At 62.0% G+C, this 25,700-nt stretch carries 21 protein-coding genes; 5 read left to right on the top strand and 16 right to left on the bottom strand.

Annotated features, from left to right (window positions below; genetic code table 11):
• Positions 1-58 precede the first annotated feature (58 nt).
• Positions 59-1,084, top strand: coding sequence for a class I fructose-bisphosphate aldolase (locus O9K64_RS18550; RefSeq protein WP_275099593.1), 1,026 nt, complete (start codon positions 59-61; stop codon positions 1,082-1,084).
• A 16-nt stretch (positions 1,085-1,100) separates the two neighbouring features.
• Here the strand turns inward: O9K64_RS18550 and acnA are convergent, their stop codons facing one another.
• Positions 1,101-3,815: an aconitate hydratase AcnA gene (gene acnA / locus O9K64_RS18545; RefSeq protein ID WP_275099592.1), complete on the bottom strand. Its 2,715-nt coding sequence runs from the start codon at positions 3,813-3,815 to the stop codon at positions 1,101-1,103.
• Positions 3,816-4,005: 190 nt separating this feature from the next.
• Between acnA and O9K64_RS18540 the strand changes: the two genes are divergently transcribed.
• The 3 genes from O9K64_RS18540 to O9K64_RS18530 are packed head-to-tail and all read left to right on the top strand — an operon-like array spanning position 4,006 to position 6,455.
• Positions 4,006-4,506 carry an ATP-dependent zinc protease gene (locus O9K64_RS18540; RefSeq protein WP_275099590.1) on the top strand — a complete coding sequence of 167 codons (501 nt, stop codon included), beginning with the start codon at positions 4,006-4,008 and terminating at the stop codon, positions 4,504-4,506.
• A complete protein-coding gene (gene rimK, locus O9K64_RS18535; RefSeq protein ID WP_260295475.1) occupies positions 4,503-5,408 on the top strand; it encodes a 30S ribosomal protein S6--L-glutamate ligase in 906 nt (301 codons plus the stop codon). Before O9K64_RS18540 ends, rimK begins: the two co-directional genes overlap by 4 nt.
• 3 nt (positions 5,409-5,411) lie before the next feature.
• Positions 5,412-6,455: a succinylglutamate desuccinylase/aspartoacylase family protein gene (locus O9K64_RS18530; RefSeq protein ID WP_275099589.1), complete on the top strand. Its 1,044-nt coding sequence runs from the start codon at positions 5,412-5,414 to the stop codon at positions 6,453-6,455.
• 452 nt (positions 6,456-6,907) lie between these two features.
• Here O9K64_RS18530 and O9K64_RS18525 read toward each other — a convergent pair whose 3' ends face one another.
• The 5 genes from O9K64_RS18525 to gap all read right to left on the bottom strand — a co-directional run bounded on the left by O9K64_RS18525 (position 6,908) and on the right by gap (position 11,937).
• Positions 6,908-8,311: an NAD(P)(+) transhydrogenase (Re/Si-specific) subunit beta gene (locus O9K64_RS18525; RefSeq protein ID WP_275099588.1), complete on the bottom strand. Its 1,404-nt coding sequence runs from the start codon at positions 8,309-8,311 to the stop codon at positions 6,908-6,910.
• A gap of 15 nt (positions 8,312-8,326) precedes the next feature.
• Positions 8,327-8,611: a proton-translocating transhydrogenase family protein gene (locus tag O9K64_RS18520; protein WP_260295481.1), complete on the bottom strand. Its 285-nt coding sequence runs from the start codon at positions 8,609-8,611 to the stop codon at positions 8,327-8,329.
• A 144-nt stretch (positions 8,612-8,755) separates the two neighbouring features.
• Positions 8,756-9,856 (bottom strand): Re/Si-specific NAD(P)(+) transhydrogenase subunit alpha, encoded by a 1,101-nt coding sequence (locus O9K64_RS18515; protein WP_275099587.1) that lies wholly within the window; start codon positions 9,854-9,856, stop codon positions 8,756-8,758.
• Positions 9,857-10,077: 221 nt separating this feature from the next.
• Positions 10,078-10,893 (bottom strand): pyruvate, water dikinase regulatory protein, encoded by an 816-nt coding sequence (gene ppsR, locus O9K64_RS18510; protein ID WP_275099586.1) that lies wholly within the window; start codon positions 10,891-10,893, stop codon positions 10,078-10,080.
• Positions 10,894-10,908: 15 nt separating this feature from the next.
• Complete coding sequence (gap, locus tag O9K64_RS18505) at positions 10,909-11,937, bottom strand: type I glyceraldehyde-3-phosphate dehydrogenase (protein WP_275099585.1); 1,029 nt, start codon at positions 11,935-11,937, stop codon at positions 10,909-10,911.
• Between the two features lie 134 nt (positions 11,938-12,071).
• On the opposite strand from gap, the gene O9K64_RS18500 reads away from it, so the two are divergent.
• Positions 12,072-12,827, top strand: a complete 756-nt coding sequence (locus tag O9K64_RS18500; RefSeq protein WP_275099598.1) for a class I SAM-dependent methyltransferase — start codon at positions 12,072-12,074, stop codon at positions 12,825-12,827.
• A gap of 142 nt (positions 12,828-12,969) precedes the next feature.
• On the opposite strand, the gene rhlE is transcribed toward O9K64_RS18500, so the two are convergent.
• The 10 genes from rhlE to O9K64_RS18450 all read right to left on the bottom strand — a co-directional run bounded on the left by rhlE (position 12,970) and on the right by O9K64_RS18450 (position 25,673).
• Positions 12,970-14,415 (bottom strand): ATP-dependent RNA helicase RhlE, encoded by a 1,446-nt coding sequence (gene rhlE, locus O9K64_RS18495; RefSeq protein WP_275099584.1) that lies wholly within the window; start codon positions 14,413-14,415, stop codon positions 12,970-12,972.
• 207 nt (positions 14,416-14,622) lie between these two features.
• On the bottom strand, positions 14,623-15,477 hold the full coding sequence (locus O9K64_RS18490) for an oxidoreductase (RefSeq protein ID WP_275099583.1): 855 nt from the start codon (positions 15,475-15,477) through the stop codon (positions 14,623-14,625).
• Between the two features lie 34 nt (positions 15,478-15,511).
• A complete protein-coding gene (locus O9K64_RS18485; RefSeq protein ID WP_275099582.1) occupies positions 15,512-15,688 on the bottom strand; it encodes a hypothetical protein in 177 nt (58 codons plus the stop codon).
• Positions 15,681-16,271, bottom strand: coding sequence for an electron transport complex protein RnfA (locus O9K64_RS18480; RefSeq protein ID WP_275099581.1), 591 nt, complete (start codon positions 16,269-16,271; stop codon positions 15,681-15,683). The genes O9K64_RS18485 and O9K64_RS18480 overlap by 8 nt, the downstream gene beginning before the upstream one ends.
• On the bottom strand, positions 16,261-16,923 hold the full coding sequence (gene rsxE, locus O9K64_RS18475) for an electron transport complex subunit RsxE (RefSeq protein ID WP_275099580.1): 663 nt from the start codon (positions 16,921-16,923) through the stop codon (positions 16,261-16,263). Before rsxE ends, O9K64_RS18480 begins: the two co-directional genes overlap by 11 nt.
• Before the next feature lie 10 nt (positions 16,924-16,933).
• On the bottom strand, positions 16,934-17,623 hold the full coding sequence (locus tag O9K64_RS18470; protein WP_275099579.1) for an FMN-binding protein: 690 nt from the start codon (positions 17,621-17,623) through the stop codon (positions 16,934-16,936).
• A complete protein-coding gene (locus O9K64_RS18465; protein ID WP_275099578.1) occupies positions 17,620-18,690 on the bottom strand; it encodes an RnfABCDGE type electron transport complex subunit D in 1,071 nt (356 codons plus the stop codon). The genes O9K64_RS18470 and O9K64_RS18465 overlap by 4 nt, the downstream gene beginning before the upstream one ends.
• Before the next feature lie 108 nt (positions 18,691-18,798).
• Positions 18,799-20,154, bottom strand: a complete 1,356-nt coding sequence (gene rsxC, locus O9K64_RS18460; protein ID WP_275099577.1) for an electron transport complex subunit RsxC — start codon at positions 20,152-20,154, stop codon at positions 18,799-18,801.
• 72 nt (positions 20,155-20,226) lie between these two features.
• A complete protein-coding gene (gene tpx, locus O9K64_RS18455) occupies positions 20,227-20,727 on the bottom strand; it encodes a thiol peroxidase (RefSeq protein ID WP_275099576.1) in 501 nt (166 codons plus the stop codon).
• Positions 20,728-20,756: 29 nt separating this feature from the next.
• Entirely contained in the window at positions 20,757-25,673 is a 4,917-nt protein-coding gene (locus tag O9K64_RS18450; protein ID WP_275099575.1) for a 2-oxoacid:acceptor oxidoreductase family protein, read from the bottom strand.
• Positions 25,674-25,700 lie beyond the last annotated feature (27 nt).

Genomic DNA, 25,700 nt, shown 5'->3' with positions numbered 1-25,700 from the left:
CTGTCTATACTCACTGAACAATGATCCGATGATTCACAACGTACAGGGAGTGGGGAAAATGAATACTCAGGACCAGCTTCAAGCAACCATCGAGCTGTTGGTACAGAAAGGCAAAGGGATTCTGGCCGCCGACGAGAGCAGTCCCACCATCGCCAAGCGCTTTGACGCCATCGGCGTTGAATCCACCGAAGAGCAGCGTCGCCGCTATCGCAGCCTGATCCTGGAGACGCCGAATCTGGGTGATTACATCAGCGGCATCATCCTGTTCGAGGAGACCCTCGGACAGCAGACCGATGACGGCACGCCGCTGCCGGAACTGGCCACCCGCCAAGGGGTGGTGCCGGGCATCAAGGTCGACAAGGGCAAAGGGGCGCTGGTCAACGCCCCGGGGGATGAGATCACCCAGGGACTGGATGGCCTGGAACAACGACTGGAGGGGTACAAGGCGCAGGGGGCGCGATTCGCCAAGTGGCGCAACGTCTACCATATCTCCGACCATACCCCGAGCCGGCTGGCGATCGCGGCCAATGCCGAGGTACTGGCCCGCTATGCCGCCATCTGCCAGGCCCAGGGCATCGTGCCGATTGTCGAACCGGAGGTGCTGATGGATGGCGAGCACAGCATCGAGCGCTGCGCGGCGGTCTCGGAGGCGGTACTGCATGAACTGTTCCATGCCCTGCATCGGCACCGCGTGGTGCTGGAACACACCCTGCTGAAGCCGAGCATGGTCACCCCGGGCAAGGCCCATGGGGAGCGGGCCGATCCGGAGGAGGTGGCGCGACAGACCGTGCGGATCCTGCGCCGCACAGTGCCGGCGGCGCTTCCCAGTATCAATTTTCTCTCCGGTGGCCAGACCCCGGAAGAGGCCACGGCCAACCTCAATGCCATGAACTGCCTGGCGCCGCAGCCCTGGGAGTTGAGCTTCTCCTATGGCCGGGCCCTGCAACAGCCGGCGCTGCAGGCCTGGGGCGGTAAGCCGGAGCAGGTGGCGGCGGCCCAGGCCGCGCTGTATCGGCGGGCGCAACTGAACGGCGCCGCCCGGCACGGCGAATACGTGTCGTCCATGGAGTCCGCCGGGAGCTGAGAACGGCGCGGCCGCATCACCCCGCCGCCAGGCGCCGCAATACGAAGTGCAGTATGCCGCCGTTTTCGTAATAGGAGAATTCGTTGGGCGTGTCGATGCGGATTTTCGCGCTGAAGCTGAACGTACGCCCCCCCTCGCGGCGCACCGAGACCTCGACCAGGTCCTGGCCCACGGCGACCGCAGGAATGGAATAATACTCCGTACCATCCAGCCTCAGGGAGTCGGCGGACTCGCCGGCCACGAACTGCAGCGGCAGAATGCCCATGCCGATCAGATTGGAGCGATGAATGCGCTCATAACTTTCGGCGAGCACCGCCTTCACCCCCAACAGCGCCGGCCCCTTGGCCGCCCAGTCGCGCGAGGAGCCGGTACCGTACTCCTTGCCGGCCAGCACGATGAGTGGCGTCTGCTCCTGCCTGTAGCACTCCGCGGCATCGAATATGGAGAGCTGCTCACCGGACGGGAGATGACGCGTCCAGCTCCCCTCCGTACCCGGCGCCAGTTGATTGCGCAGGCGCACATTGGCGAAGGTACCGCGCATCATCACCTCATGATTGCCGCGGCGTGAACCGTATGAGTTGAAGTCCTGGGGCGCCACCTGATGCGCCTGCAGATAGCGGCCCGCCGGACTGTCGATGGCGATGGCACCGGCCGGCGAGATGTGGTCGGTGGTGATGCTGTCGCCCACCTTCACCAGGCAACGGGCATCCTGAATCGGCGCCACACCCGGCTGCTTCTCGGCAATCCGTTCAAAAAAGGTCGGCCGGCGGACATAGGTGGATTCGCTCCAGGCGTAGCGTTCACCGGTCTCCACCGGCAGGTTGTTCCAGGTCTCGTTTCCGCTGTAGACATCCTGGTATTTGTCCCTGAACATGGCCGCATCCAGGGCACCGACCATGACCCGCTGGATCTCGGCGTTGTCCGGCCAGATAGCCGCCAAGGTCACCGGTTTACCACCCTGGTCATATCCAATCGGGTCGTTATACAGATCGACCGCCATGTTGCCGGCCAGCGCATAGGCGACCACCAGTGGCGGGGAAGCGAGGTAGTTGGCCCGGACATCCTGATGTATCCGGCCCTCGAAATTGCGATTGCCCGAGAGCACCGAGGTCACCAGCAGGTGGCCGGCATTGATGGCCTGGCTGATCTCACGCGCCAGCGGCCCGGAGTTGCCGATACAGGTGGTGCAGCCATACCCCACCAGGTAAAAGCCCAGCGCCTCCAGCTCCTCCATCAGGCCGGTGCGCTGCAGATAATCCGTCACCACCTTGGAGCCGGGGGCGAAGCTGGTCTTCACCCAGGGCTTGGTCTTCAGGCCGAGTTTCCTGGCATTCCTCGCCAGCAGCCCGGCGGCCACCAGCACGGCCGGATTGGAGGTGTTGGTGCAACTGGTGATGGCGGCGATCACCACCGCCCCCTGTTCGAGATTAAACGTTTCGCCCCGGTAGCTGACCTCCACCGCGCCGGAATCGCTCGGCGGGTGCCCCCCCTCCTCGTCGAAATCGGTGACCCGGACATCGGCCTGCGCCTGGGCGTTGTGTTCGGATAGCAAGCGTAAAAAACCGCTCTTCGCCTCGGTCAGGGCGATCCGGTCCTGGGGCCGTCGGGGGCCGGCGATGGAGGGCACCACTTCCGACAGGTCCAGCGTCAACAGGGCGCTGTAGGCGGCTTCCGGCGTGTCCGCATCGTGCCACAGCCCCAGGCGCCGCATATAGCTCTCGACCAGTTGCAGCCGGTGCTCGTCGCGCCCGGTCAGTTGCAGATAGCGGATGGTCTCGGCATCCACTGGGAATATCCCGCAGGTGGCACCATATTCCGGCGCCATATTGGCGATGGTGGCACGATCCGCCAGCGACAGGCTGGCCAGGCCGCTGCCGAAAAACTCGACGAATTTCCCCACCACCCCGAACTGGCGCAGCTGCTCGGTGACGGTCAGCACCAGATCGGTGGCCGTCGCCCCCTCGGGCAGCTTTCCAACCAGCCGGAAACCCACCACCTGGGGTATCAGCATGGTGATCGGCTGACCCAGCATGGCGGCCTCCGCCTCGATACCGCCCACCCCCCAGCCGAGCACGCCCAGCCCGTTGATCATGGTGGTGTGGGAGTCGGTCCCCACCAGGGTATCGGGATAGGCCAGTTGCTCGCCGTCGCGCTGCCGGGTGAAGACTCCGCGTGCCAGATACTCCAGATTCACCTGATGCACGATCCCGGTGCCTGGGGGCACCACGCGAAAATTCTCAAACGCGGTCTGGCCCCAGCGCAGAAATTTATAGCGCTCGAGGTTGCGCTCGATCTCGATCTCGGTATTCCGGCTCAGTGAATCCGCCGCGCCGAAGTGGTCCACCATCACCGAATGGTCGATCACCAGCTCCACCGGGGAGAGCGGATCGATGCTGGCGGGCGAGCCGCCCAGCTCGACCATCGCATCGCGCATCGCCGCCAGGTCGACAATGGCCGGTACACCGGTAAAGTCCTGCAGCAGTACCCGGGAGGGAACGAAGGCGATCTCCTGGGACGGCTCGGCCAGCGGGTCCCAGCCGGCGAGGTACTCCACATCTTCATCCGTCACGTAGATCTCATCGCCGTGGCGCAGCAGATTCTCCAGCAGGATGCGCAGTGAGAAGGGGAGCCGCTCGATGGCAAACCGCTGCCGCAGCTGATCAAAAGGATAAATAGTGTAGTCTGTCTGCCCGACCGTCAGCGTTGCCGCCTGCTTGTACGAGGTACTCATCTCAATAAATCTCCCTGGTCCGGATGTGGATGGCTGCAGTGGCTACAGCGAGAGGTAACATCAGAGAATGTCCGGGTGATGAGGGAAAGTTTAGCAGTTGATCCCCCGCTGCTGTGGACACCGCGGCCCGGCTGGAGATGAATATTTTTCTCTCGGACGGGGAACCCCAGGTGCTAAGATAGGCATTGAGATGCGAGTATCCGAAGAACAACAAGCAACCCCGGCAAGCACGCTGCTGACCCTGGGCTGGAGAGAGTGGCTGGCCCTGCCTGAGCTGGGTATTCCGCATATCAAGGCCAAGGTGGACACCGGCGCCCGCACATCGGCGTTGCACACGTTTTTTATCGACCCCTACCGGGAGCGGGGCCGTGATCGCGTGCGCTTCGGTGTACACCCCCATCAGCGGGACCGCGAGACGGTCCTCATCTGCACCGCGGATCTGCTTGATCAACGGGTGGTGACCGACTCGGGCGGGCATCGGGAAAATCGTTATGTAATCGAAACCGAAGTGCTCATCGGCCCGTTCAGCAAACGCATCGAGCTGACACTGACCGATCGTGACACCATGCTGTTTCGTATGCTGCTGGGTCGCACAGCTTTACGCGGGAACTTTCTGGTCGATGCCGCGCGCTCCTATCAGGCCGGCCAGCCGGGCAACCCCTCATCAGAACAATCAGGAAATCGTGAATGAAAATCGCCATACTGTCTCGCAATGCCAAGCTGTACTCCACCATGCGACTGGTGGAAGCCGCCAAGGCGCGCGGACACCAGGTTCGGGTCGTCGACCCGTTGCGCTGCTACATGAACATCACCTCGCACCGGCCCTCGATCCATTACAAGGGCGAAACCCTGGATGATTTCGATGCGGTGATCCCCAGGATCGGCGCCTCCATCACCTTTTACGGCACCGCGGTATTGCGCCAGTTCGAGATGATGGGGGTCTATCCGCTGAATGAATCGGTGGCCATCACCCGGGCCCGCGACAAGCTGCGCTCGGCGCAACTGCTGGCACGCAAGGGGATCGGACTGCCGGTCACCGGCTTTGCCCACTCACCCGATGATATCAATGACCTGATGACCCAGGTTGGCGGCGCGCCGGTGGTGATCAAACTGCTGGAAGGCACCCAGGGGATCGGCGTGGTGCTGGCGGAGACCCATAAAGCCGCCGAGAGTGTGATCCAGGCGTTCATGGGGCTCAAGGCCAACATCATGGTCCAGGAGTTCATCGGCGAATCGAAGGGCTCCGATCTGCGTTGCCTGGTGATCGGCGACAAGGTGGTGGCGGCGATGAAACGCCAGGCCCGGGAAGGCGAGTTCCGCTCCAACCTGCACCGCGGCGGCTCGGCCACCCTGGTCCGCATCACCCCCGAGGAGCGCTCCACCGCGGTGCGCGCCGCCCGGGTCATGGGGCTCAACGTCTGTGGTGTGGATCTGCTGCGTTCCAATCACGGACCGGTGGTGATGGAGGTCAACTCCTCCCCCGGGCTGGAGGGGATCGAGCATGCTACCAACAAGGACATCGCCAACACCATTATCGAATTCATTGAAAAAAACGGCCGCCCCCACCACACCAAGACCCGGGGCAAGGGTTGAACCATGGACCAACCGCTGCGCATCGGTACCCGCGAGGTGTTGCCCGGCCAGAACCTGACCATCGACCTGCCCCTCGCCCAGCTCTACACGCATACGCCGATGACCATGCCGGTACATGTGATCCGCGGCCGCAAGGTGGGGCCACGGCTGTTCGTCTGCGCGGCGATCCACGGCGATGAGATCAACGGGGTGGAGATCATTCGCCGCCTGCTCAGCCTGCCGCTGCTGAAAAAACTGCGCGGCGACCTGATCGCGGTCCCCATTGTCAATGTACCCGGTTTTCTGCACCGTTCCCGCTACCTGCCGGATCGGCGCGACCTCAACCGCTCCTTCCCGGGCTCGGAAAAGGGTTCCCTGGCCGGCCGCGTGGCTTACCTGTTTCTCAATGAGATCGTCGCCCAGTGCAGCCACGGTATCGACCTGCATACCGCCGCCATCGACCGCGCCAACATGCCCCAGGTGCGCGCCGACCTGAACGACCCGGTGGCCGCCGCCATGGCGGAGGCGTTTCGCACCCCGGTCACCCTCAACGCAGACCTGCGCGAGGGTTCGGTGCGCCAGTCCGGGGCCGCCCTGGGGGTCCCGATGCTGGTCTACGAGTGCGGCGAGGCGTTGCGCTTCGACGAACACTCGATCCGTATCGGGCTGCGCGGCATCGTCCGGGTCATGCGCCACCTGAAAATGTTGCCGGCCTCAAGACGTCCCGGCAGCGGCCAGGCCTCGGTCATTACCCATACCAGCGCCTGGGTGCGCGCCTCCCAGAGCGGCATCCTGCGCGCCATCGCGCCACTCGGCGCCACCGTGGACAAGAACGAGGTGCTCGGCTATATCAGTGATCCGTTCGGCGAGCGTGAGGCCCAGGTGTTCTCACCCTGGCGCGGCATTGTCATCGGCCGCACCACCCTCCCCCTGGCCTACCAGGGCGAGGCGCTCTACCACATTGCCCGGCTCGGCCGGGATGAGATGGAACTGCTGGAGGACGCCATGCACGAGGAGGACCCGCTGCCCTCCATTTCCTACCTGCGGGACGAGCCGGTGATAGTGTAGCGGTGCACTCAGGGGTCGGAGTCAAGCCGGCCGAAATGGATCAACCGATTTCCGGAAATACGCGGCTTGACTCCGACCCCGCTCGATCTCTCGATTCAACCGCGAAGAACGCAAAGTGCGCAAAGAGATACAACGATACAATGGCTTGTCGTAACTACTTACGGGGTGATTGGCCTGCCTTGTTGGCCGATCTTGATGGCGCCTCGAATCCGGCTCCTTTTTCAGATTCAAGCCTGCCCTTGTTTGAGCGAAGCGAGTTTTGTCCACGGATGGACTTATGCCGCGGAGGCCATGGATGGCCGGGAGCGGCTTGGGCAGGCGCTGAAAATGGGGCCGGATTCGAGGAAACAAGCCATCGTGTGAGGCCGGCAAGACAGGCCAATCACTTACAGACCGGGTGAGGTGTTATGGCTTACCTTCCTACCTGCGGGACGAGCCGGTGATTGTGTAGCTCAATGCCCCCCACCCTTCAGCGCACTGGCCAGCCCCTCGCACACCGCCTTGGCATCGCCAAAGATCAGTGCGCAGTTGTCCTGGTAATAGAGCAGGTTGTCAACACCGGCATAACCGGGATTCATGGAGCGTTTGATCACATAGATCTGTTTTGCCTTGGAGACATCCAGGATCGGCATGCCGTGAATCGGGCTTGTCGGATCGGTCTTGGCCGCCGGGTTGGTCACGTCATTGGCGCCCACCACCAGGGCCACATCGGCGGTGGGGAATTCCGGATTGATCTCATCCATCTCCAGCACATGATCATAGGGGATATCGGCCTCGGCCAGCAACACATTCATGTGGCCCGGCATACGCCCCGCCACCGGATGGATGGCAAACTTCACCTCCACGCCCCGCTCGATCAGCAGATCCATAAACTCCTTGAGAGCGTGCTGGGCCTGGGCCACCGCCATGCCGTAGCCGGGAATGATGATCACCTTGCCGGCATCCTCCATCCAGTAGATCGCATCCTCCACGGAGGCGGAACGGACCCCCTTCTCCACCGCCAGGGCCGCGGCGCTGGAGGTACCCCCGGAGGAGTCACTGCCGAAGCCACCGAAGACCACATTGATAATAGAGCGGTTCATGGCCCGGCACATGATGTAGGAGAGGATGGCGCCGGAGAAACCGACCAGTGCGCCGACAATGATCAGCAAGTTGTTCTGCAGGGTAAAGCCGGTGGCCGCCGCCGCCCAGCCGGAGTAGCTGTTGAGCATGGAGATGATCACCGGCATATCGGCGCCGCCGATCGGTATGATCAGGGTGAAACCGAGCACGAAGGAGAACAGGGTCATCAGCGTCAACGACACCACACTCTCGGTCATGCCGAAGTGCGCGCCGAAGGCGACAATGGCCAGACCCATGGCGGCATTCAGCAGGTGCTGCCCCTTGAACACCACCGGCTTGCCGCTGATGATGCCCTGCAGCTTGCCGAAGGCGATCACCGAACCACTGAAGGTGATGGCACCGATCACGATGCCGACCGCCAGCTCGGTCATCAGTACCGGGTTCAGGGTGCCGGCGGCCGCACGGTTGACATAGGTACCGATGGCCACCAGCACCGCCGCCATACCGACGAAACTGTGCAGCGCCGCCACCAGTTGGGGCATGGCGGTCATCTTCACTTTCGCTGCCAGCGCGGCGCCAATCACGGCCCCGGCGGCGACCCCGGCAATGATGAACCCGTATGACTGCACCTCGGCACCGACCAGGGTGGCGATGATGGCCAGCGCCATGCCGGCCATGCCGTAATAATTACCGCGCCGGGCGGTGGCCGGATGGGTCAATCCCTTGAGGGCAAAAATGAACAGAATGGCGGAGACCAGATAGGCGAGCGCCTGATAATTGGCTGAGATCTGCATTGCAAACGGGCTCCCTTATTTCTTCTTCTTGAACATGGCGAGCATGCGATTGGTCACCAGGAAGCCACCGAACACATTGATCGAGGCCAGCAGCACCGCAAAGAACCCCATGATCTCCGCCGCGGTACTCGCCTCTTCCAGGCCGGTAACCAGCAGCGCCCCCACGATGATGATCCCCGAGATGGCGTTGGTGAGCGACACCAGCGGCGTATGTAGTGACGGGGTAACGCCCCAGATGACGTAATATCCAATAAAGCAAGCGAGCACAAAAACGTAGAGTGCTACCAATGTATCAGGCATCTGACTGCCCTCCTGTAAAATTCCAATCGTGCGGCATGGGGCGTGGTGGGATCTGTTTCATATACGCGGTCGGCGCTTCGGCCAGCCGTCAGGCCGATAACGACGATCCGCTGGTCGCCTCTCCCCGATGACAGCGTCCAACAACTATCCGGATTCAGGCCTGACCAGTGCCGCCTGGGTAATCTCATCCTGATCGAGATCGTTCAGCACCGGGGTGCCGTTTTCCTGCGTGACCATGATATCGAGCAGATTGGCGATATTCTTGGCATAGAAGGCGCTGGCATCCGTCGGCATCATGGCGGGATAGTTGGTGTGTCCCACCAGGATCACCCCCTCCTTGCTCACCACCTGATCTTTTTCCGTCAGCGGGCAGTTGCCGCCGGTCTCCGCGGCGAGATCCACTACCACCGATCCCGCGCGCATCCGCTTCACCACCTCCTCGGTCACCAGCAGCGGGGCGGGACGGCAGGGAATCAGTGCGGTGGTGATCAGGATATGCGCCTTGCTCAGCTCGTCGGCCAGCAACTGCTGCTGTTTAGCCTTTGCCTCATCCGAGAGTTCCTTCGCATAGCCGCCTTCGCCGGCACCGCTCTCGCCGATATCCAGGTCGATCGGCTTGGCACCGAGGGAAAGGATCTGCTCCCGGGTCTCCGGGCGGATATCGTAGGCGTATACGTCCGCGCCGAGGCGGCGGGCTGTGGCGATCGCCTGCAGGCCGGCCACCCCCACACCCAGCACCACCACCCTGGCCGGTTTGGCCGAGCCGGCGGAGGTCATCATCAACGGGAAGAAACGCCCGAACCGATTGGCCGCCTCGATTACCGCACGATAACCGGCGATGTTGCTCTGGGAAGAGAGCGCATCCATCGATTGGGCCCGGGAAATACGCGGTACCCGTTCCAGTGCGAGCGGCCGGATATGCTTGGCGAACAATGCACGCAGGGTGTCGTCCTCTTCACAGGTCTCGATAAACCCGACCAGCACCGCGCCCTCCGACATCAGGGAGATCTCTTCCAGGCTCGGCTTGCGTACTTTCAATACGATATCGGCCGCCAGCGCGGCGGCCCGGTCCACCAGGGTGGCACCCGCCTGCCCGTACTCCGCATCGGTAAAATGCGCCGCTTCCCCCGCGCCCTGTTCAAGCAGCACGGTAAAGCCCTTGGCGACCAGTTTTTTAACCACATCAGGCGTGGAAGCAACTCGCGTCTCCCCTTGACGTGTCTCTCTAGGTACCCCAATTTTCATATTATTCAGCTTTCAGAAAAACCCCAAAGAAAGGGGTAATTTATTAATAAAAACAGTTCATTATGATTTTTAAAATTACGCCGCACAATCAGTAATTTTTATGGAATGCCAAAGTATTTTTTATCTGCGCGGTTTTCTTGATATTGTCTGCCGCCGAGACATTCTGCACCCCCCATGAGTCACCAGTGTAGTAGTTTTTTCTTTCCCCTTCAGGATTTTCGTCAGCGCGATCGAATCGCCTTGGCGATGCGTGATGAGACCTCTTCGATCGAGTGGGTGGTGGTATCGAGCACCCAGATGTTGTGCTTCCTGAACATCGTCAACGCCTGCCGCACCTCCGAGGCGCAGCGCTTCAGCGAGGCGTAGTCGCTGCCCGGCCGCCGCTCCTCGCGGATCCGGTTGAGGCGTGGCGGATCGATAGTCAGGGCAACCAGCTTATCCTTGTGTTTGAGCAGGTCGTCGGGGATCTGGTTCTGTTCGAAGTCATCCGGGGTGAGCGGATAGTTGGCGGCCTTGATGCCGAAATGCATGGCAAGGTAGAGACAGGTGGGGGTCTTGCCGGAACGCGAAACCCCAACCAGGATCACATCCGCCTGGTCATACTTGTCCAGCCGGGCGCCATCATCGTTCACCATGGCGAAGTTGATGATATCCATCCGGTCCTCATAACTGTCGCCATTGGTCATACCGTGACTGAGACCGGTCTTGCCGGAGGGATTGACCCCGAGCTCCCGGCTCAGCGGTGCAATAAAGGTGTCAAACAGCTCGATGTAGAGGCAATTGGAGCGTTTCAGAATAACCCGGGTCTCATACTCCACCATGGTGGCGAACACGATCGGGCGGGCGCCGTCCCGCTTGGCCACCATGTCGAACTGTTTGGCCAGTTTTCTGGCCTTCTCGATCGTGTTGATGAACGGCATATAGATGGCCTTGAACTCGATGGTCTGCTCGAATTGCGAGATCAGGCTGTGCCCCAGGGTCTCCGCCGTGATACCGGTGCTTTCCGAGACATAAAATACCGTGCGTTGCTGGGTCATCTGTTTTCCGTTGAACTATGGATTCAAGTGCGGACCGTGCGCCATGGCGATGGCGGTATCCAGCATGCGGTTGGCGAAACCCCATTCATTGTCGAACCAGGTAACCACCTTGGCAAAATGATGATTGCACACCTGGGTCTGGTTGCTGTCCACAATGGAGGAGCGGGAATCGTGGTTGAAGTCGCAGGAGACCAGCAGTTCCTCGATATAACCGAACAGCCGCCCCCCCTGCGTCTCGCTCAACGCCTTCAGCACCTGGTTGAGTTCCTGGCGGGTGGCCGGCCGTTCCAGTTCCACCGACAGATCCATCATCGAGACATTGATGGTGGGGACGCGGATCGCCTGGGCATGCACCCGGTTGTTAAGCTCAGGCAGGATCCGTACCACGCCTCTGGCCAGGCCCGTCTCCACCGGGATGATCGACTGCAGCGCGGAACGGGTCTTGCGCAGATCCTTGTCATAGGCATCGATCACCGGCTGGTCGTGCATGGCGGAATGGATCGTGGTGATCAGCGCACACTCGATGCCGAAGCTCTCCTGCAAGACGTTCAGTACCGGAATGATAGCATTGGTGGTACAGGAGGCATTGGAGACGATGCTATCGGTCGGCCGCAACCGGTGATCATTGACGCCATAGACGATGGTGGCATCCACGTCCGGCTCCGCCGGGTGGGAGAACAGCACCCTGCCGGCGCCGGCGGCGATATGCCGTTCGGCATCCTGGCGACTCTTGAACACGCCACTGCACTCGAGCACCAGGTCGACTTCCAGCGCACGCCAGGGCAGTGACTCGGGGTCAGGCTCGCAGAGCAGTGCGATCTTGTCACCGTCGATCAGCAGATGGCGCTCATCCCGGGCCACCGTTCCCGGAAAACGCCCGTGCGTGGTATCGTACTTGGTCAGGTGGGTCACCACTTCGAGATCGGCCAGCTCATTGATGGCGACGATCTGGATATGGCGGCGAAAATGGTCGGACTCATACAAGGCCCGCAGAATGCAACGGCCGATGCGGCCATAACCATTGATGGCGACTCTTAGTTTCATGTACCCGGATACTCGATGTTTAGGGACTGAGCGATCAATGCGGACCGTTGACGAAATCACGAGAATGTGGATTTTCCCATATTCGGCGGGCATTTCCCAGCCGAATCCGAATACAGGACCGATCGGTGTTCACCATGAAAAGCGGCTTCAAGGATCACTTTTCCAAGGCTTCAACGGCCTATTCGCAATACCGGCCGGGCTACCCGCCGGCTCTGTTCGAATATCTGGCTTCCCTGAGCGGGTCCCGGCACACCGCCTGGGATTGCGCCACCGGCAGTGGCCAGGCGGCGCTGCAGCTGGCCGCCTGGTTTGACCGGGTCATCGCCAGCGACGCCAGCAGCAGCCAGATCGCCGCGGCCACCCGCCGCGGCAATATCGATTATCGGGTGGCGCCGGCGGAACAGAGCGGCTTGGCCGCCGCCTCCGTCGACCTGGTCACGGTCGCCCAGGCACTGCACTGGTTTGATCTGGTGGCATTTTTCAACGAGGTAAAACGGGTACTGAAACCCGGCGGGGTGATTGCGGTCTGGAGCTACAATCTGCTGGAAATAGATCCCGGCATCGATCCAATTATCGACCGGCTGTACCACGACACGTTGCGGGGTTACTGGCCGGCGGAGCGGGAACAGGTGGAGCGGGGCTATGCCGACCTCCCCTTCCCCTTCGACCCGGCACCGGCAATTCCGGAGTTCGCCATGACCGCAAGCTGGAACCTGTCCCAGCTGCTGGGCTATCTGGGCACCTGGTCGGCGGTACAGCGGAGGATTCAGGAGCGTGGCGATGACCCCCTGGAACAGATCCGCTCCGCCCTGTCGCAGCGGTGGGGCGACCCCGAGAGGGAACGTTCGGTGGCCTGGCCGCTGAGCATCCGGATCGGCAGCCACTCCTGATCTCAGACGGCTGGTCACCGGAGGTGACCGAAGGACCTTCCGTGCTGGCGGCTACTACTCGGCCCCGAATCGGGAAAGAATCTTTATTCTCGCCAGCCGTTATGAAGAGTCCCCCGGCACTGCCGGGGATTTCCGCGGTGGTTCAGCCCCCCAGCAGGGCTGCCCGGTCGCGGCGGTTCCGCGGGCGTCTTCCACCACTCGGTACCGCCCCCGTCGACTCGCCCTGGTTTCTGGGCGCCGACGGACGCTGATTCCCGTTGGGCTTGGCCCGCGTGGTGCCGTCACCCGCCTTCGCCGTCACCGGCGCGGACTGTTCACGCCTGACCCGCTGCTCTTTATGGGGCTGCGCCTTCTGACCATTGCCGCGTGAACGCGGCGCCTGCTGCTGCCGGCCACGGCCACGATCACCGCCACCGTTGCGGCCATTCATGATCGGCTCCGGCTTGATACTGGGATCGGGCTCGTAGCCCGGCAGGGTCTCGCGGGGCAGTTCGCGATTAAGCACCCGCTCGATATCCCGCAACAGCCGATGTTCATCCACACACACCAGTGAAATCGCCTCGCCCTTGTTGCCGGCACGCCCGGTGCGGCCGATCCGATGCACATAATCCTCCGGCACGTTGGGCAGCTCGTAGTTGACCACATGGGGCAACTGATCGATATCCAGTCCGCGCGCGGCGATATCGGTGGCCACCAGAATCCGCACCTCTCCCTGTTTGAAGCCGGCCAGGGCCCGGGTACGTGCCCCCTGGCTCTTGTTGCCGTGGATCGCCGCCGCACTCAGGCCATCCTTCTCCAGCTGCTGGGCGAGCCGGTTGGCACCGTGCTTGGTCCGGGTGAACACCAGTACCTGACGCCAGTTGCGCGAGCCGATGAGGAAAGAGAGCAGTTCCCGCTTGCGCTCGCGATCTACCGGATAGACCCGCTGTTCCACCTTCTCCGCGGCAGTATTGCGTCTCGCCACCTCGATCAGCACCGGAGCGTTCAGCAGTTTGTCGGCGAGGACCTTGATCTCTTCCGAATAGGTGGCGGAGAACAGCAGGTTCTGCCGGTTTGCCGGCAACATCGCCAGGACCTTGCGGATATCGTGGATGAAGCCCATATCCAGCATCCGGTCCGCCTCGTCCAACACCAGGATCTCCACGTGGGAGAGGTCCAGGGTCTTCTGCTGGGCATGATCGAGCAGCCGTCCCGGCGTCGCCACCAGGATATCCACGCCATGGCGCAGCTTTTCGATCTGCGGGTTGATCTTCACACCACCAAAGACCACCGTGGATTTCAGCGGCAGATGCCGGCCGTAGGTCTCGACGCTCTCCGCGACCTGCGCGGCCAGTTCCCGGGTGGGTGTCAACACCAGGGCGCGGATGGGGCGCCGCCCCTTGCCCTGGCAGTGCTGGCTCAGCAACTGCAGCAGCGGCAGGGTGAAGCCGGCGGTTTTGCCCGTGCCCGTCTGGGCACCGGCGAGAATATCTTTTCCCTCAAGTACCACAGGGATGGCTTGACGCTGTACCGGCGTCGGTTCCGTGTAACCCTGTTCAGAGACAGCACGGAGTAGTTCGGCGGAAAGGCCGAGTGAATCAAACGACATAGGTATAAATGCTCCTGAATGCCTACCCATCATGGGGCCAGCCTAGGCAAAACTATGAAAGTTATTGAATCGAGGTGTTCCTGAAGGTGTTACCGCGATGGGGTTACGCAGACCGGAGTGCGTGAAGGCCGCCATTCTAGCCCTTTCCCGCAAAAACACAAGATAATCTGGCAGTTGGCGCGACAGACTGGTTAAGTCGATAGCCGGTCAGCTGTACAACAGCTGCGACCAGCGCCCCTGCCGGACCAGCTCTGCCTTGATTGCCTCCCAGTTTTCGCTGGAACCGGCGGCGGCGCCGAAGACCCGGTCCAGCGCCTGCTGCACCTTGGCCAGTCCGGCAACACAGACATAGGTGTCGGGCTGGCGGATCAGCGACCAGGCCTCCTCCACATGCAGATCCAGCGACTGCTGCAGTGCCTCGGTATCGCTCATCAGGGGACGGTTGGCCAGGGCGTTATAGGCCAGAAAGGTCTCCTCGTCGAAATACTCTTTCAGATCGCTGTTGTGATCGTTCATGTAGAGCATGTCCACACCGTTGCGGGCGCCGTAGAACAGTCGCACCTGCCCCTTCCAGCCCCCCCGCTGGCGGTAGATGTGCTGAATGAAGGCGCGGAACGGGGCAATCCCGGTACCGACGCCGATCATCAGCAGATTGGCACGATTGTCGGAGGGGACAGTAAACGGGCTTTTATAGGGGCCGGTGACGGAGAGCATCTGACCGACCCGTGCATCGCAGAGGAAGTTGGAGGCGATACCGGGATAGCGTTCGCCGTTCACCGGATCGATATAGAAACAGCGCCGCACCAGGATGGAAAACTCCACGCTCTCCTCTCGTGAACTGCTACGGTCACTGGCGATGGAGTAGCGCCGCATATGGTACTTGTTGCCGAACGCGTGCGGGCCCGGCACCACCACACCCACCGACTGGCCCTCGTAATAGCGGAACGAGGGCTCATTGACCCGCAGCACGATCTGCCGTACCTCGTCGGTCGATTCCGGGGTGATGCGCCGGCTCTCGACGACCTCGGCCACCACCGCCGGTCCCAGTTCGGTTTCACTCATGCTTACCTCCGCACCACGCGGTTTGTTCCAGATACTATTTCCTGCAGCTGGAACCACCACTGCATGAGCAGTTGCCGCCACATCCCCGCTTCTCCTGGTAGGGCCCGAACTCCGGATGGCGACGGGCGAATTCGCGCGCCATCTGTTGTACCAGGATCCAGCCTACCAGCACGCCCATGATGACCGCGCCAGCCAATAGTACCTTAAGCATGGGATCCCCCCAACCCGGCAAAACCCATAAACGCCAGCGACAGCAGACCGGCCAGCATCAGGCTCATGGCGGCACCCTGGCTGACACTGGGCAGTTTCGCCAGCGCCAGCTTCTCGCGCAGCCCCGCCATCAGCATCAGGGCGATGGTAAAGCCGACACCGGCACCGCTGCTGAATGCCAGCGACTGGAAAAAGTCATACTCGCGGAAGGTCTGGAACAGGGCCAGGCCGAGAATGGCGCAGTTGGTGGTAATCAGCGGCAGGAAGATACCCAGCGCCCGGAACAGGCCGGGGCTGAACTTCTTCACCGTCATCTCCACCAGCTGCACGGCGGAGGCGATGACCGCGATGTAACAGATCAGGCGCAGGAACTCGATCTCGAACTTCACCAGCACCCAGTTGATGCCGTAGGCGGAGATGGAGCTGACCAGCATCACGAACATGGTCGCCAGCCCCATGTTCCAGGCGGTCTCTCTCTTGGCCGACACCCCGAGGAAGGGGCAGAGGCCGAGGAACAGCGCCAGCACGAAGTTGTTGATCAGCGCCGCATTGAGAAAGATGAATATGAGTGAATCAGGATCCATTGGCCACGGCCCCCTCCGCGCTGAGCAGCTTCTGCTCCTTGCGCTGTTTCAGATAGTCGAACAGCAGTAACCAGGCCCCCAGCACAAAGAAACCACCCGGCGGCAGGATCATCACCACCCAGGGCTCGAAGTTGCTGCTGAAGATCTGTACCCCGAGAATGGTGCCGGCACCCAGCAGTTCACGCACAGTGCCGAGACAGAGCAGCGCGATGGTGAAACCGGTGCCCATGCCGAAGGCGTTGACGACCGCGGCCCCCAGCTTCTGTTTGGAGGCGTAGGCCTCGGCCCGGCCAAGGATCACGCAGTTGACCACGATCAGCTGGATGAAGGCGCCCAGGGCGTTGTACAGGTCCAGGCTGATCGCCTGGATCACGTAATCGACAATGGTGACGAAGGTGGCGATGATGATGATGTAGGTGGCGATGCGCACCTGTTTGGGGATCATCTTGCGTAACAGCGACACCAGCGTGCTGGAGGCCACCAGCACGAACAGCGTGGCCAGGCCCATGGCGATGGCATTCATGGTGGAGTTGGTCACCGCCAGCACCGGACAGAGTCCGAGCAGCATGACAAATACCGGGTTCTCCTCCCAGAGTCCCCGCATGAAGGTGTCCAGGGTCACCTTCTCCTGTTTATTGGGCAGTACCGACATGTGTTTTACCTCAGTTTTCCCGTCCGCTTCTTAGCTCATCCAGGTGCTGGATGATCAGCGGGAACATGCGTTGCCCGCTGGCATTGATCATGCGACCGATCGCCTTGGAGGAGATGGTGGCACCGGAAATCGAATCAATCTCCCACTGTTCCCGCTTGCCGCCGTGCTTGACGGTGACGATGGGATTTTCCAGGCCGCTCTTCTGTCCGTTCAGCCGTCCGTCCAGGGCCTCGAAGTTCTTCAGGAACTCCGGATCGAAGGCGATCTTGTCGCCCAGCCCCGGGGTCTCGGCCATCTTCAACACCTTGATGCCGGTGACGCACTGACAGTCCTGGTTGTAGCCGTAAAGGATACGGATCACGTCCTGATAACCGGTGGCCGCCGCCTCCAGGGCAATCCCCTGCAGCTTGCCGTCGCCGTTGTAGGCGGCATAGATCTTCTCTCCCTTGGCGCCCGGCGCATCCGCCGCGAACAGACCTTCGGCACCGAGGATGAAGTCCCTCTTGCTGACCACCCCCGGTATCACCCGGGAGACCGCCTGTTCGATGGCGATGCGCTTGTTCTCTTCGATCAGCGGCTGGGTGAACTGGAACGCCAGCACCACCAGCAGGCCGGAGAGCATGGCCACCCCGCCCAGGGTGCGCAGCATAGCGAGACCAGGCGTCTGCGGCCGGGTCTGGATCTGTTCAGTACTACTCATGACTCCGCCTCTTTACTGGTCGCGCCCCTGGTAGCACCAAAGATTCGCGGCTGGGTCACCGAGGCGATCAACGGCGACAGGGCATTGGCCACCAGGATGGCGTACATTACCCCCTCGGTGAGGCCGCCGAACTGGCGGATCAGCACCGTCAGCAGGCCGATCACACCACCGTAGAGCCAGACCCCGCGCGGCGTCATGGGCGAGATCACCATGTCGGTGGCCATGAACATGGCGCCGAGCATCAGGCCGCCGGACAGGATCACGAACAGCGGCGAGGGATAGACCTCGGGATTCATAAGGTGCAGCGGGCCGGACACCAGCGTGGCGGCCAGGAATATCGCCGCCGGGATACGCCAATCCATCATCTTGCGCACGGCAAGATAGAGTCCGCAGACCAGGATCAACAAGGCCGAGGTCTCTCCGGCGGAACCCGACACGCTACCGGCCAGCAGATCCAGGCTGCCGGTGGTGATGTATTCGAACTTCTGCAGCGCCAGGGGGGTCGCGCCGGTAAAGCCATCCGGCGCATTCGCCCTCACCCAGTCGCCGGTATTCACGGGCGACATGAAGGGTAGCGCCAGGCTGGAGGGAATAAACTCCAGAAAACGTCCCGGCAAAAAGCCGGGCGTCCAGGTGGTGATGGCCACCGGAAAGGCCGCCTGCACGAAGGCGCGCCCCACCAGCGCCGGGTTCATCACGTTATAGCCCAGGCCGCCGAACAGGGATTTGCCCAGGCCGATGGCGATAAAACCGGCCACCGCCGCCATCCACAGCGGAAAGCCGGGCGGCAGGGTCAGGGCCAGCAGCAGGCCGGTGATGACGACACTGAAGTCCCCGACGCTGTTGGGACGCCCCGAGAGCCGGCAGAACAGGGACTCGGTGAGGATGGCGGAGAGGGTGGTCACCAGGATCAGGACCAGGGCACTGATGCCGAACTGATAGACCGACCAGGCGCAAATCGGCAACAGCGCGTACACCACGTTGCGCATGATCTGCTCGACGGAGAGTGCCTTCTTCAGATGGGGGGAAGTGCGGATCTCGACAACTTTTTTCTGCTTTCTACTCATGCTCTACTCTGCAGGGGCTTCCGGTCCCGTTCACAACTCAGGGTTGGCGGATAACGCCACGGGAACGACTCCCCTTCCCCACCACTATTTACCTGACATTCAAACCGATCAGGCCGCGATCGCCTTGGTCTCCCGATTCACCGCCTTGGCGATGCGGAAATACTGGGTCAACGGGATATTCGATGGACAGACATAGCTGCAACAACCGCACTCGAAACAGTCATTGAGGTGGTAGTCGGAGGCCATCGTCTCATACATCCGCGCGCCGGCCAGCTGGCCCAGCATGGATGGGTTGAGATGGATCGGACAGGCATCCAGGCAGGCGCCGCACTTGATACAGGGGTGCACCGTGTGCTGCTGCTGATCCTCCGCCGTTTTTTCAAACACCACCACACCGGAGACGCCCTTGGTCACCGGTACATCCAGCGAGGCCACGCTCATGCCCATCATGGGTCCGCCGACGATCACTTCATTGGCCGCGGAGCTGGACCCCACCTGCTCCATCAGAAAGCGCAACGGCGTGCCGATGGGCACCAGGTAGTTGCCCGGTTTGCCGACCCCGGGACCCGACACCGTCACCACCCGTTCGATCAGGCCGCGGCTGCGCGGTATCAGTTCGCCCAGCTGAGCCAGGGTGCCGACGTTGTAGACCGCCACGCCGATATCCACCGGCAGCCCACCGGAGGGCACCTCCCTGTTGAGCAGGCTGCTGATCAGCATCTTCTCCGCCCCCTGGGGATATTTGGTCTCCACCGCCTCGCAGCTGATCGTCTCTCCCGCGGGCAGTTTCTCGCGGATCGCCCGCACCGCATCCAGTTTGTTGTCCTCGACGCCGATGATCGCCCGCCGGGCTCCGGTGGCGCGCAGCATGGCGCGAATACCGTTGATCAGCCGGTCGGTCTGCTCCAGCATCACCCGATGGTCGCAGGTGAGATAGGGCTCGCACTCACAACCGTTGATGATCAGGGTCTCTATCGCCTTCCCCTGCGGCGGCAGCAGCTTCACATGGCTGGGAAAGGCGGCTCCGCCCAGCCCCACCATGCCGCTGGCCTGCACCGCCTGGATCAGCTCCTCGCGCGTGAGTGCATTCAGATCCCGATCCAGTCCGTACAGCACCTCCTGGGTCGCCGCCTCGTAGGTTTCGATCACGATGGCCGGGGTCTTGGGACCCGCCGCCGTGGGCACCAGTTGGTCGATGGCGCGCACGATGCCGGTCACCGGGGCGTGCATCGGCACAGAGACGAAGCCCCCCGCCTCGGCGATCGGTTCGCCGCGCACCACCTCCTGCCCCGGCTTCACCAGCGCCACGGCCGGCGCGCCGATGTGCTGGGCCAGCGGCACGTATATCTTCGGGGCGAACGGCAGGCGCCTGATCGCCAGGTGCGCCGTCTGCTCCTTATGGTCCATGGGGTGCACACCATGCCTGAAGGTTTTGCTGCGCCTGAAAAGATTGAGTAGACCCATGCTCTCTCCGCTGATCTCAACTTCCTGACCGGTCGGGGCACGGCCGCCTAACGGCCGCGCCCGGACCGATCGCTATTTCAACGCCTCCAGCGCCGCCGCGTAGTCCGGTTCGTCGCCGATCTCGGACACCAGCTGGGTATAGGTGACGGTACCGTTCTCATCCACCACCACCACCGCCCGGCAGGTAACGCCCCGGAGCGGGCCATCGGTGATCAGTACGCCATAGTCCCTGGCGAACTGCTGATCGTGCATCAGCGACAGGGTGACTACGTTCTTCAGTCCCTCGGTCTCGCAGAAGCGGCCCTGGGCGAACGGCAGGTCGGCGGAGATCACCATCGCCACCGCATCATCACGCGCGGCAAACGACTCGTTGAACTTCTTGGTCGAGATGGCGCAGGTCGGGGTATCCAGGCTCGGCACGATGTTCAGCAGGCGTTTCTTGCCGGCAAAATCCGCCAGCCCCACATCGGCCAGCTCCTTGTTGGCCAGGGAAAACTCGGGCGCCTGGCTGCCGACCGCCGGCAATTCACCGCTGGTAGAGACAGGGTTTCCGTGTAAGGTTACTGTTGCCATTGTCATTCTCTCCTTTGCTGGTGGTGGTGTTACTGGTACTTTGCTGCACGCTTGACCAGTTTATCGAGGTCTTTCTCGTTCGGATTCCACGGTGTGCCCGGGTGCAGACAGCCGGCGGTGCACTTCTCCGCCGCCTTGACGATGTCCTTGAACGGCGCCCCCTTGGGGTTCAGCACCACGGCCAGTTTCTGCTCGTTGTACTGGAACACGTTGGGCGCGATATCGGTGCACTCGTCACAGGCGGTACACTCGGGAGTCTCGATCCAGACCGCTTCGTAATCGGCCGGGACGGCGCCGCCCGGCGCCGCCGCGCCGTTGCCGCCGTTGGCCGGCACCGGCATGTCCGCAAGGGCCGAGATATCCCCATTGTTGGCCAGGGCCAGCAGGCTGGAGGTGAGCTTCTGCGCCATCTCCGCCTTGGCACGGTTGGCGATCTCCACCTCGTCCACCGCCTCGCCGAAGCCGGCCAGGGAGCGCAGCTGATGCCAGAAATTGCGCCGCTCTTCACAGGAGAGGACGATCTCCTGGGAGACCAGCACCCGCATCAGGCGGCTCTTGCCGTCCACCGCCCAGATATAGGGGAACCGACCATCCCGGTCGTCCTCGTCCATGTCGAGGAACTCATGCAGCGGCACCATATCGTCATTCCAGGCGTCCTGGGGCGCCGAGCGGAAATGCTTGCGGAAGCGACCCTCGCTGAAGGCGAAGTCGGCGAAGGTGATCGGCAGTTCCATCTTCGACGCCTTGCCGTCCTCATCCTGGTAGGCGAGCTGGTAGGTAGGCCAGTCCGCGTCCAGGGCCGGGTTGCCCTCCACGCTGGAACACTCGCTGAAGGTGACACCGGCATCCGGATCGTAGCGGAACAGCGGATAGGCGCGGGACTCCAGGGCCAGCTTGGCCTGGTGTTCGGAGGCGTCATCCGCCACCCCGTGCTCAGGCTGACAGGTGGTGTAGATGTTGAACATGGCCGGACGGCGGCTGTTCAGGCCGTCGATAAAACCTTCCAGCAGGTGGGTCACATTGGCCTGGGAGCTCTGCAGTACGAAGCTGGTGCGATGGGCCATGCCGATTACGCCCATCTCCTTGCGGATCTCGGTCTTGCCCTTCCACGCCTTGCCATAGGGCGCCATGTCCGCCACCTGGCCGATGAAGCCGGAGGTACAGGACTGGCCGCCGGTGTTGGAGTAGACCTGGGTATCCAGGATCAGCACCTTGATCGGGGTACCGGAGGCCAGCGCGCGTGACAGGTTCTGGAAACCGATGTCGTACATGGCGCCGTCGCCACCGATGGCGACTACCGGCGGACAGAGCAGCCACTCCTCGTCGCTGAAGGATTTCCAGTCGAAGTAGGTGAAGAAGCTGTCATGCACCTCGGCATCGTACTTGCCTTGCAACTCCAGCTTGGCCTGGCGGATCACCTTGAAGCCCTGGGCCATCTTGGCCATGTGGCCCTCGAAGATACCCATGGCCATCGACGGGCTGTCCTGGAACAGGTGACTGGTCCAGGGGAACGGATAGGGATTGAACGGGAAAGTCGATCCCCACACCGAGGTGCAACCGGTGGAGTTGATGATGCCCATGGTGGCGCGTCCCTGATTGGTATTGCCATCAGTATAGAGCCATTTCAGGTGACGCAGTTTCTCCAGCAGCTGGGTGGCCCATTTCAGCCACTTGGGATCGACCGGCTCCACCACCTGCCCCTCGGCGAGGGTGGCGGAGAGGCTGGTCAGGGTCAAATCGGTATCCTTGTTCTCCTCCACCGCCTCATTGATGGCGGCAGTGTTGGAGAGATCCATGCCGGCCGCCAGCTTCAGGCGGATATGGGTCTCCAGCCGGTTGATCAGGTCGTCCAGCTCGGCGATATGCGCCTTGACCCGCGGCTGCATCAGCGCGGTGGCGGTGCCGGTGAACAGGTGGATGGCGGTCTTCTCGCCACACCCCAGGCAGGCGCCGTCACCCGAGACCATGGACTGGTAGTTGGTCTTGTCCAGCAACAGGGTCTCCAGGGCACCGATCTTTTCGTTCAGGTCATCGATGCGGACGAAGTCCGGGTTGGTGGTGGGCAGATCCATCCAGAATTTCCAGTCGCGCTGCAGCTTCTCGACCGCCTGCTCGGTCTGCAGCTCGACCACCAGCGCGCCGTCGTCGCAGACATCCACACACTCCATGCAGCCCTTGCAGGTGTAGGGGTTGACGGTGATGGAGAAGAGACCGCCAGAGCCTTTGTTTTTCTTCTCCCGGTTACTGTAATAGGGCTTGGTGACGGAGAACTCGAAACCGCCGACGGACTCCAGGAACAGTCCGAACTCGCGCTCCAGACCGGCCTTTTTCTGTTCATCCAGTTCCGACTCGGCCAGTACCTCCAGCACTGCCTGATCCAGCAGTCTGGAAACCACCGACGCCTCGCCCTGGGCATCGATCAGGGCGCGCAGTTTCTTCTCCACGTTGCGGGTTTCACGCCGCAGGTAGAGGGTCGGCGTGCCCTTCTTCTCGATGCGCTCGATGGCGGTATTGAAAATGTCGCTGATGGTATTCACCAGGCCCGGGATGGCGCTGTCGGGACAGGCGGTGTAACAGTCGCCGCAGGCGGTACAGTTCTCGGTGATGAACTTCGGATAGTCGAAGCGGATCTGGGTCATGTCGCGGAAGATACCGGTGGCGGCCGGGATCAGGCTGGTGGCCATGAACGGGTCGACCAGGTTTTCCGAGCCCTTGCCGCTCAGATAGAAGGAGCCGGTCCGCTCCCAGAAGGCGTGTACGTCGGAGAGCTTGCCGTCACCCTGGGGCAGCGCCTGCAACATGACCGGAATCTTCGCCGCCTTGCGGATATCCTGCTGGGTCAGGCCGACCGGCTTGTCGGAGATCTCGCGGATCTCGTCGAAACCGCGCCGCACCACCCGCAGGTTGTCGGCAACCACGCGCTCGCCCTTGCCGCCGAATTTGTCGCGCAGCTGCGTCTCGATGGCGTCGAACAGGCCTTGCTCGGTCAGGTGCGCCCGCTCCAGCAGGGGTGATGCCGCAAAGAAGGCGCCCTGGAAGGCGTTGCCCTGCATGCGGAACTGCAGCTCCGCATTGGAGGCCTCCTCCTTGGCGATCTTGAAGCCGTCGACGAAATAGACGTGGATATTGTGATCGACGATGTACTTCTGATACATCACCGGGATCTGCGCCCACACCTCCTGCTCGGTCTCCAGATGGCTCTGGATAATGAAGAAACCGCCCTCTTTCAATCCGTACAGCGGGTTGGAGTGCAGGAACACATTGGGATCGGGGGAGAGCACCACATCCACAAAATGGTATTCGCAGTTCAGGCGGATCGGCTCCGGCGCCGCCGAGAGATAGTAAGTGGTGGGCTGCCCCTTCTTCTCGGAACCGTACTTGGGATTGGCGCGGATGTCGTAACCGAGCAGATCATACAGGGTCATGGCCAGGTTCTTGCCGGTGGTGATGGCACCCCAACCACCCACCGAGTGCATGCGCACGGTAATCGCGCCCTTGGGCAGCAGATCGGGATTCTCGCTGCCACGGATGGCCATCTCGCCGATATGGGGATAGGCCTCCAGCAGCGCTTGCTGACGGATCTCCGCCTTGGGGTCGGTCGCCTCTCGAACAAAATCCACACCCAGGTAGAAAAAACGGCGTTTTTTGCCGTCCGGCAGCATGTTCTCGATGGCACCAACCAGTCCTTCAGGCTGCAGGTCACGCGAGCCCAGACCGTAGGAACCGGAATAGAGTGCTGGCGCCTGGCCCGACTTATAAGAGGCATATTTCGGGTATGGGGCATCGCCCGAGGTGACGCCGTTTTCGATACATTTGGTCAGCGAGGCACGGATCTCGCGGATCAGCGGCAGATCTTCCGCCAGCGGCTGATCGGTACGCTCCAGCACCACTACGCCCTTGCGTCCCTTCAGCACCTTGCCGATCAGGTCGCCGGGGAACGGGCGGTACATGGTCAGGTTGAGTACACCTACCTTGAGCTTGCGGGTTTCGCGCAGATAATCGGCCACCACTTGGGCCTGCACGATCATCGAACCCTGCCCGGCAATAACGTACTCGGCATCGTCCATGCGGTACTGGCCGACCCGGTGATAACGACGACCGGTCAATTCGTAATACTCGTCCATCACCTGGTCGGCGATGCTGGAGATATGGTCAAAGAAATAGGGACGCTGGGCGGCCACTGCCTGCATGTAGGCGTCCTGGTTCTGCACCGAACCGGAGAGCATGGGGTTGTCCACGTCCCAGATCTCGGGGACGCGGCGACGCTTCTCGCCGTAGATCATCTTCTGCGCCGGTGTCGGGCATTCGATGATGTCGTCCGGGCGGCCGCAGAACTCCTCGATCAGCTCGCGCTCGGGCACCATCACCGGTTCGATCAGGTGGGTGGTGAGGAAGCCATCCTGGGCCACCGCCGCCGGGGTCAGGCTCAGCTCGGCGATTTTGCGACCGATCAGGTTCAGGTCCGCCGCCTCCTGGGCATTGGCACCGAACATCTGGAAGAAACCGGTATCGTCCATGCAGTGGTAATCATCATGGGCGCAATGCACATTGAGCGACGCCTTGGTAATGGCGCGGGTGCCGATATTCAGCAAATAGGGCAGACGCTTGCCCACCGCCGCATAGAGCGACTCATGCATGAATGCCACGCCCTGGGCGGAGGAGAAGTTGGTGGCGCGCAGGCCGGTCATGGACATACCGGCGGTGACCGCCGCGGCGGCATGTTCGGATTCTGGCTCCACGAATACCAGCGGTTTGCCGGAGACGTTGATGTGCCCCTGGGCCACCTCTTCCGCCCAGTACTCACCCATCTGGGTGGAGGGGGTAATGGGGTAAGCACCGGCAGCGTCAGAGGCCTCCCGCTCACACATGATGACAGCGGTGTTGCCATCCATCGCCATGCGGATACCAGGATACTTAAACTGCTTTTGCTCTTTCTTACCGAACATGAACACTTCCTCTTCTTTTACATTTCG

The organism is Sedimenticola hydrogenitrophicus (assembly GCF_029017505.1).
Taxonomy (GTDB): Bacteria; Pseudomonadota; Gammaproteobacteria; order Chromatiales; family Chromatiaceae; genus Sedimenticola; species Sedimenticola hydrogenitrophicus_A.
Note: the sequence above shows the minus strand (reverse complement) of the source record. Positions and strands in the feature narration are given on the sequence as shown.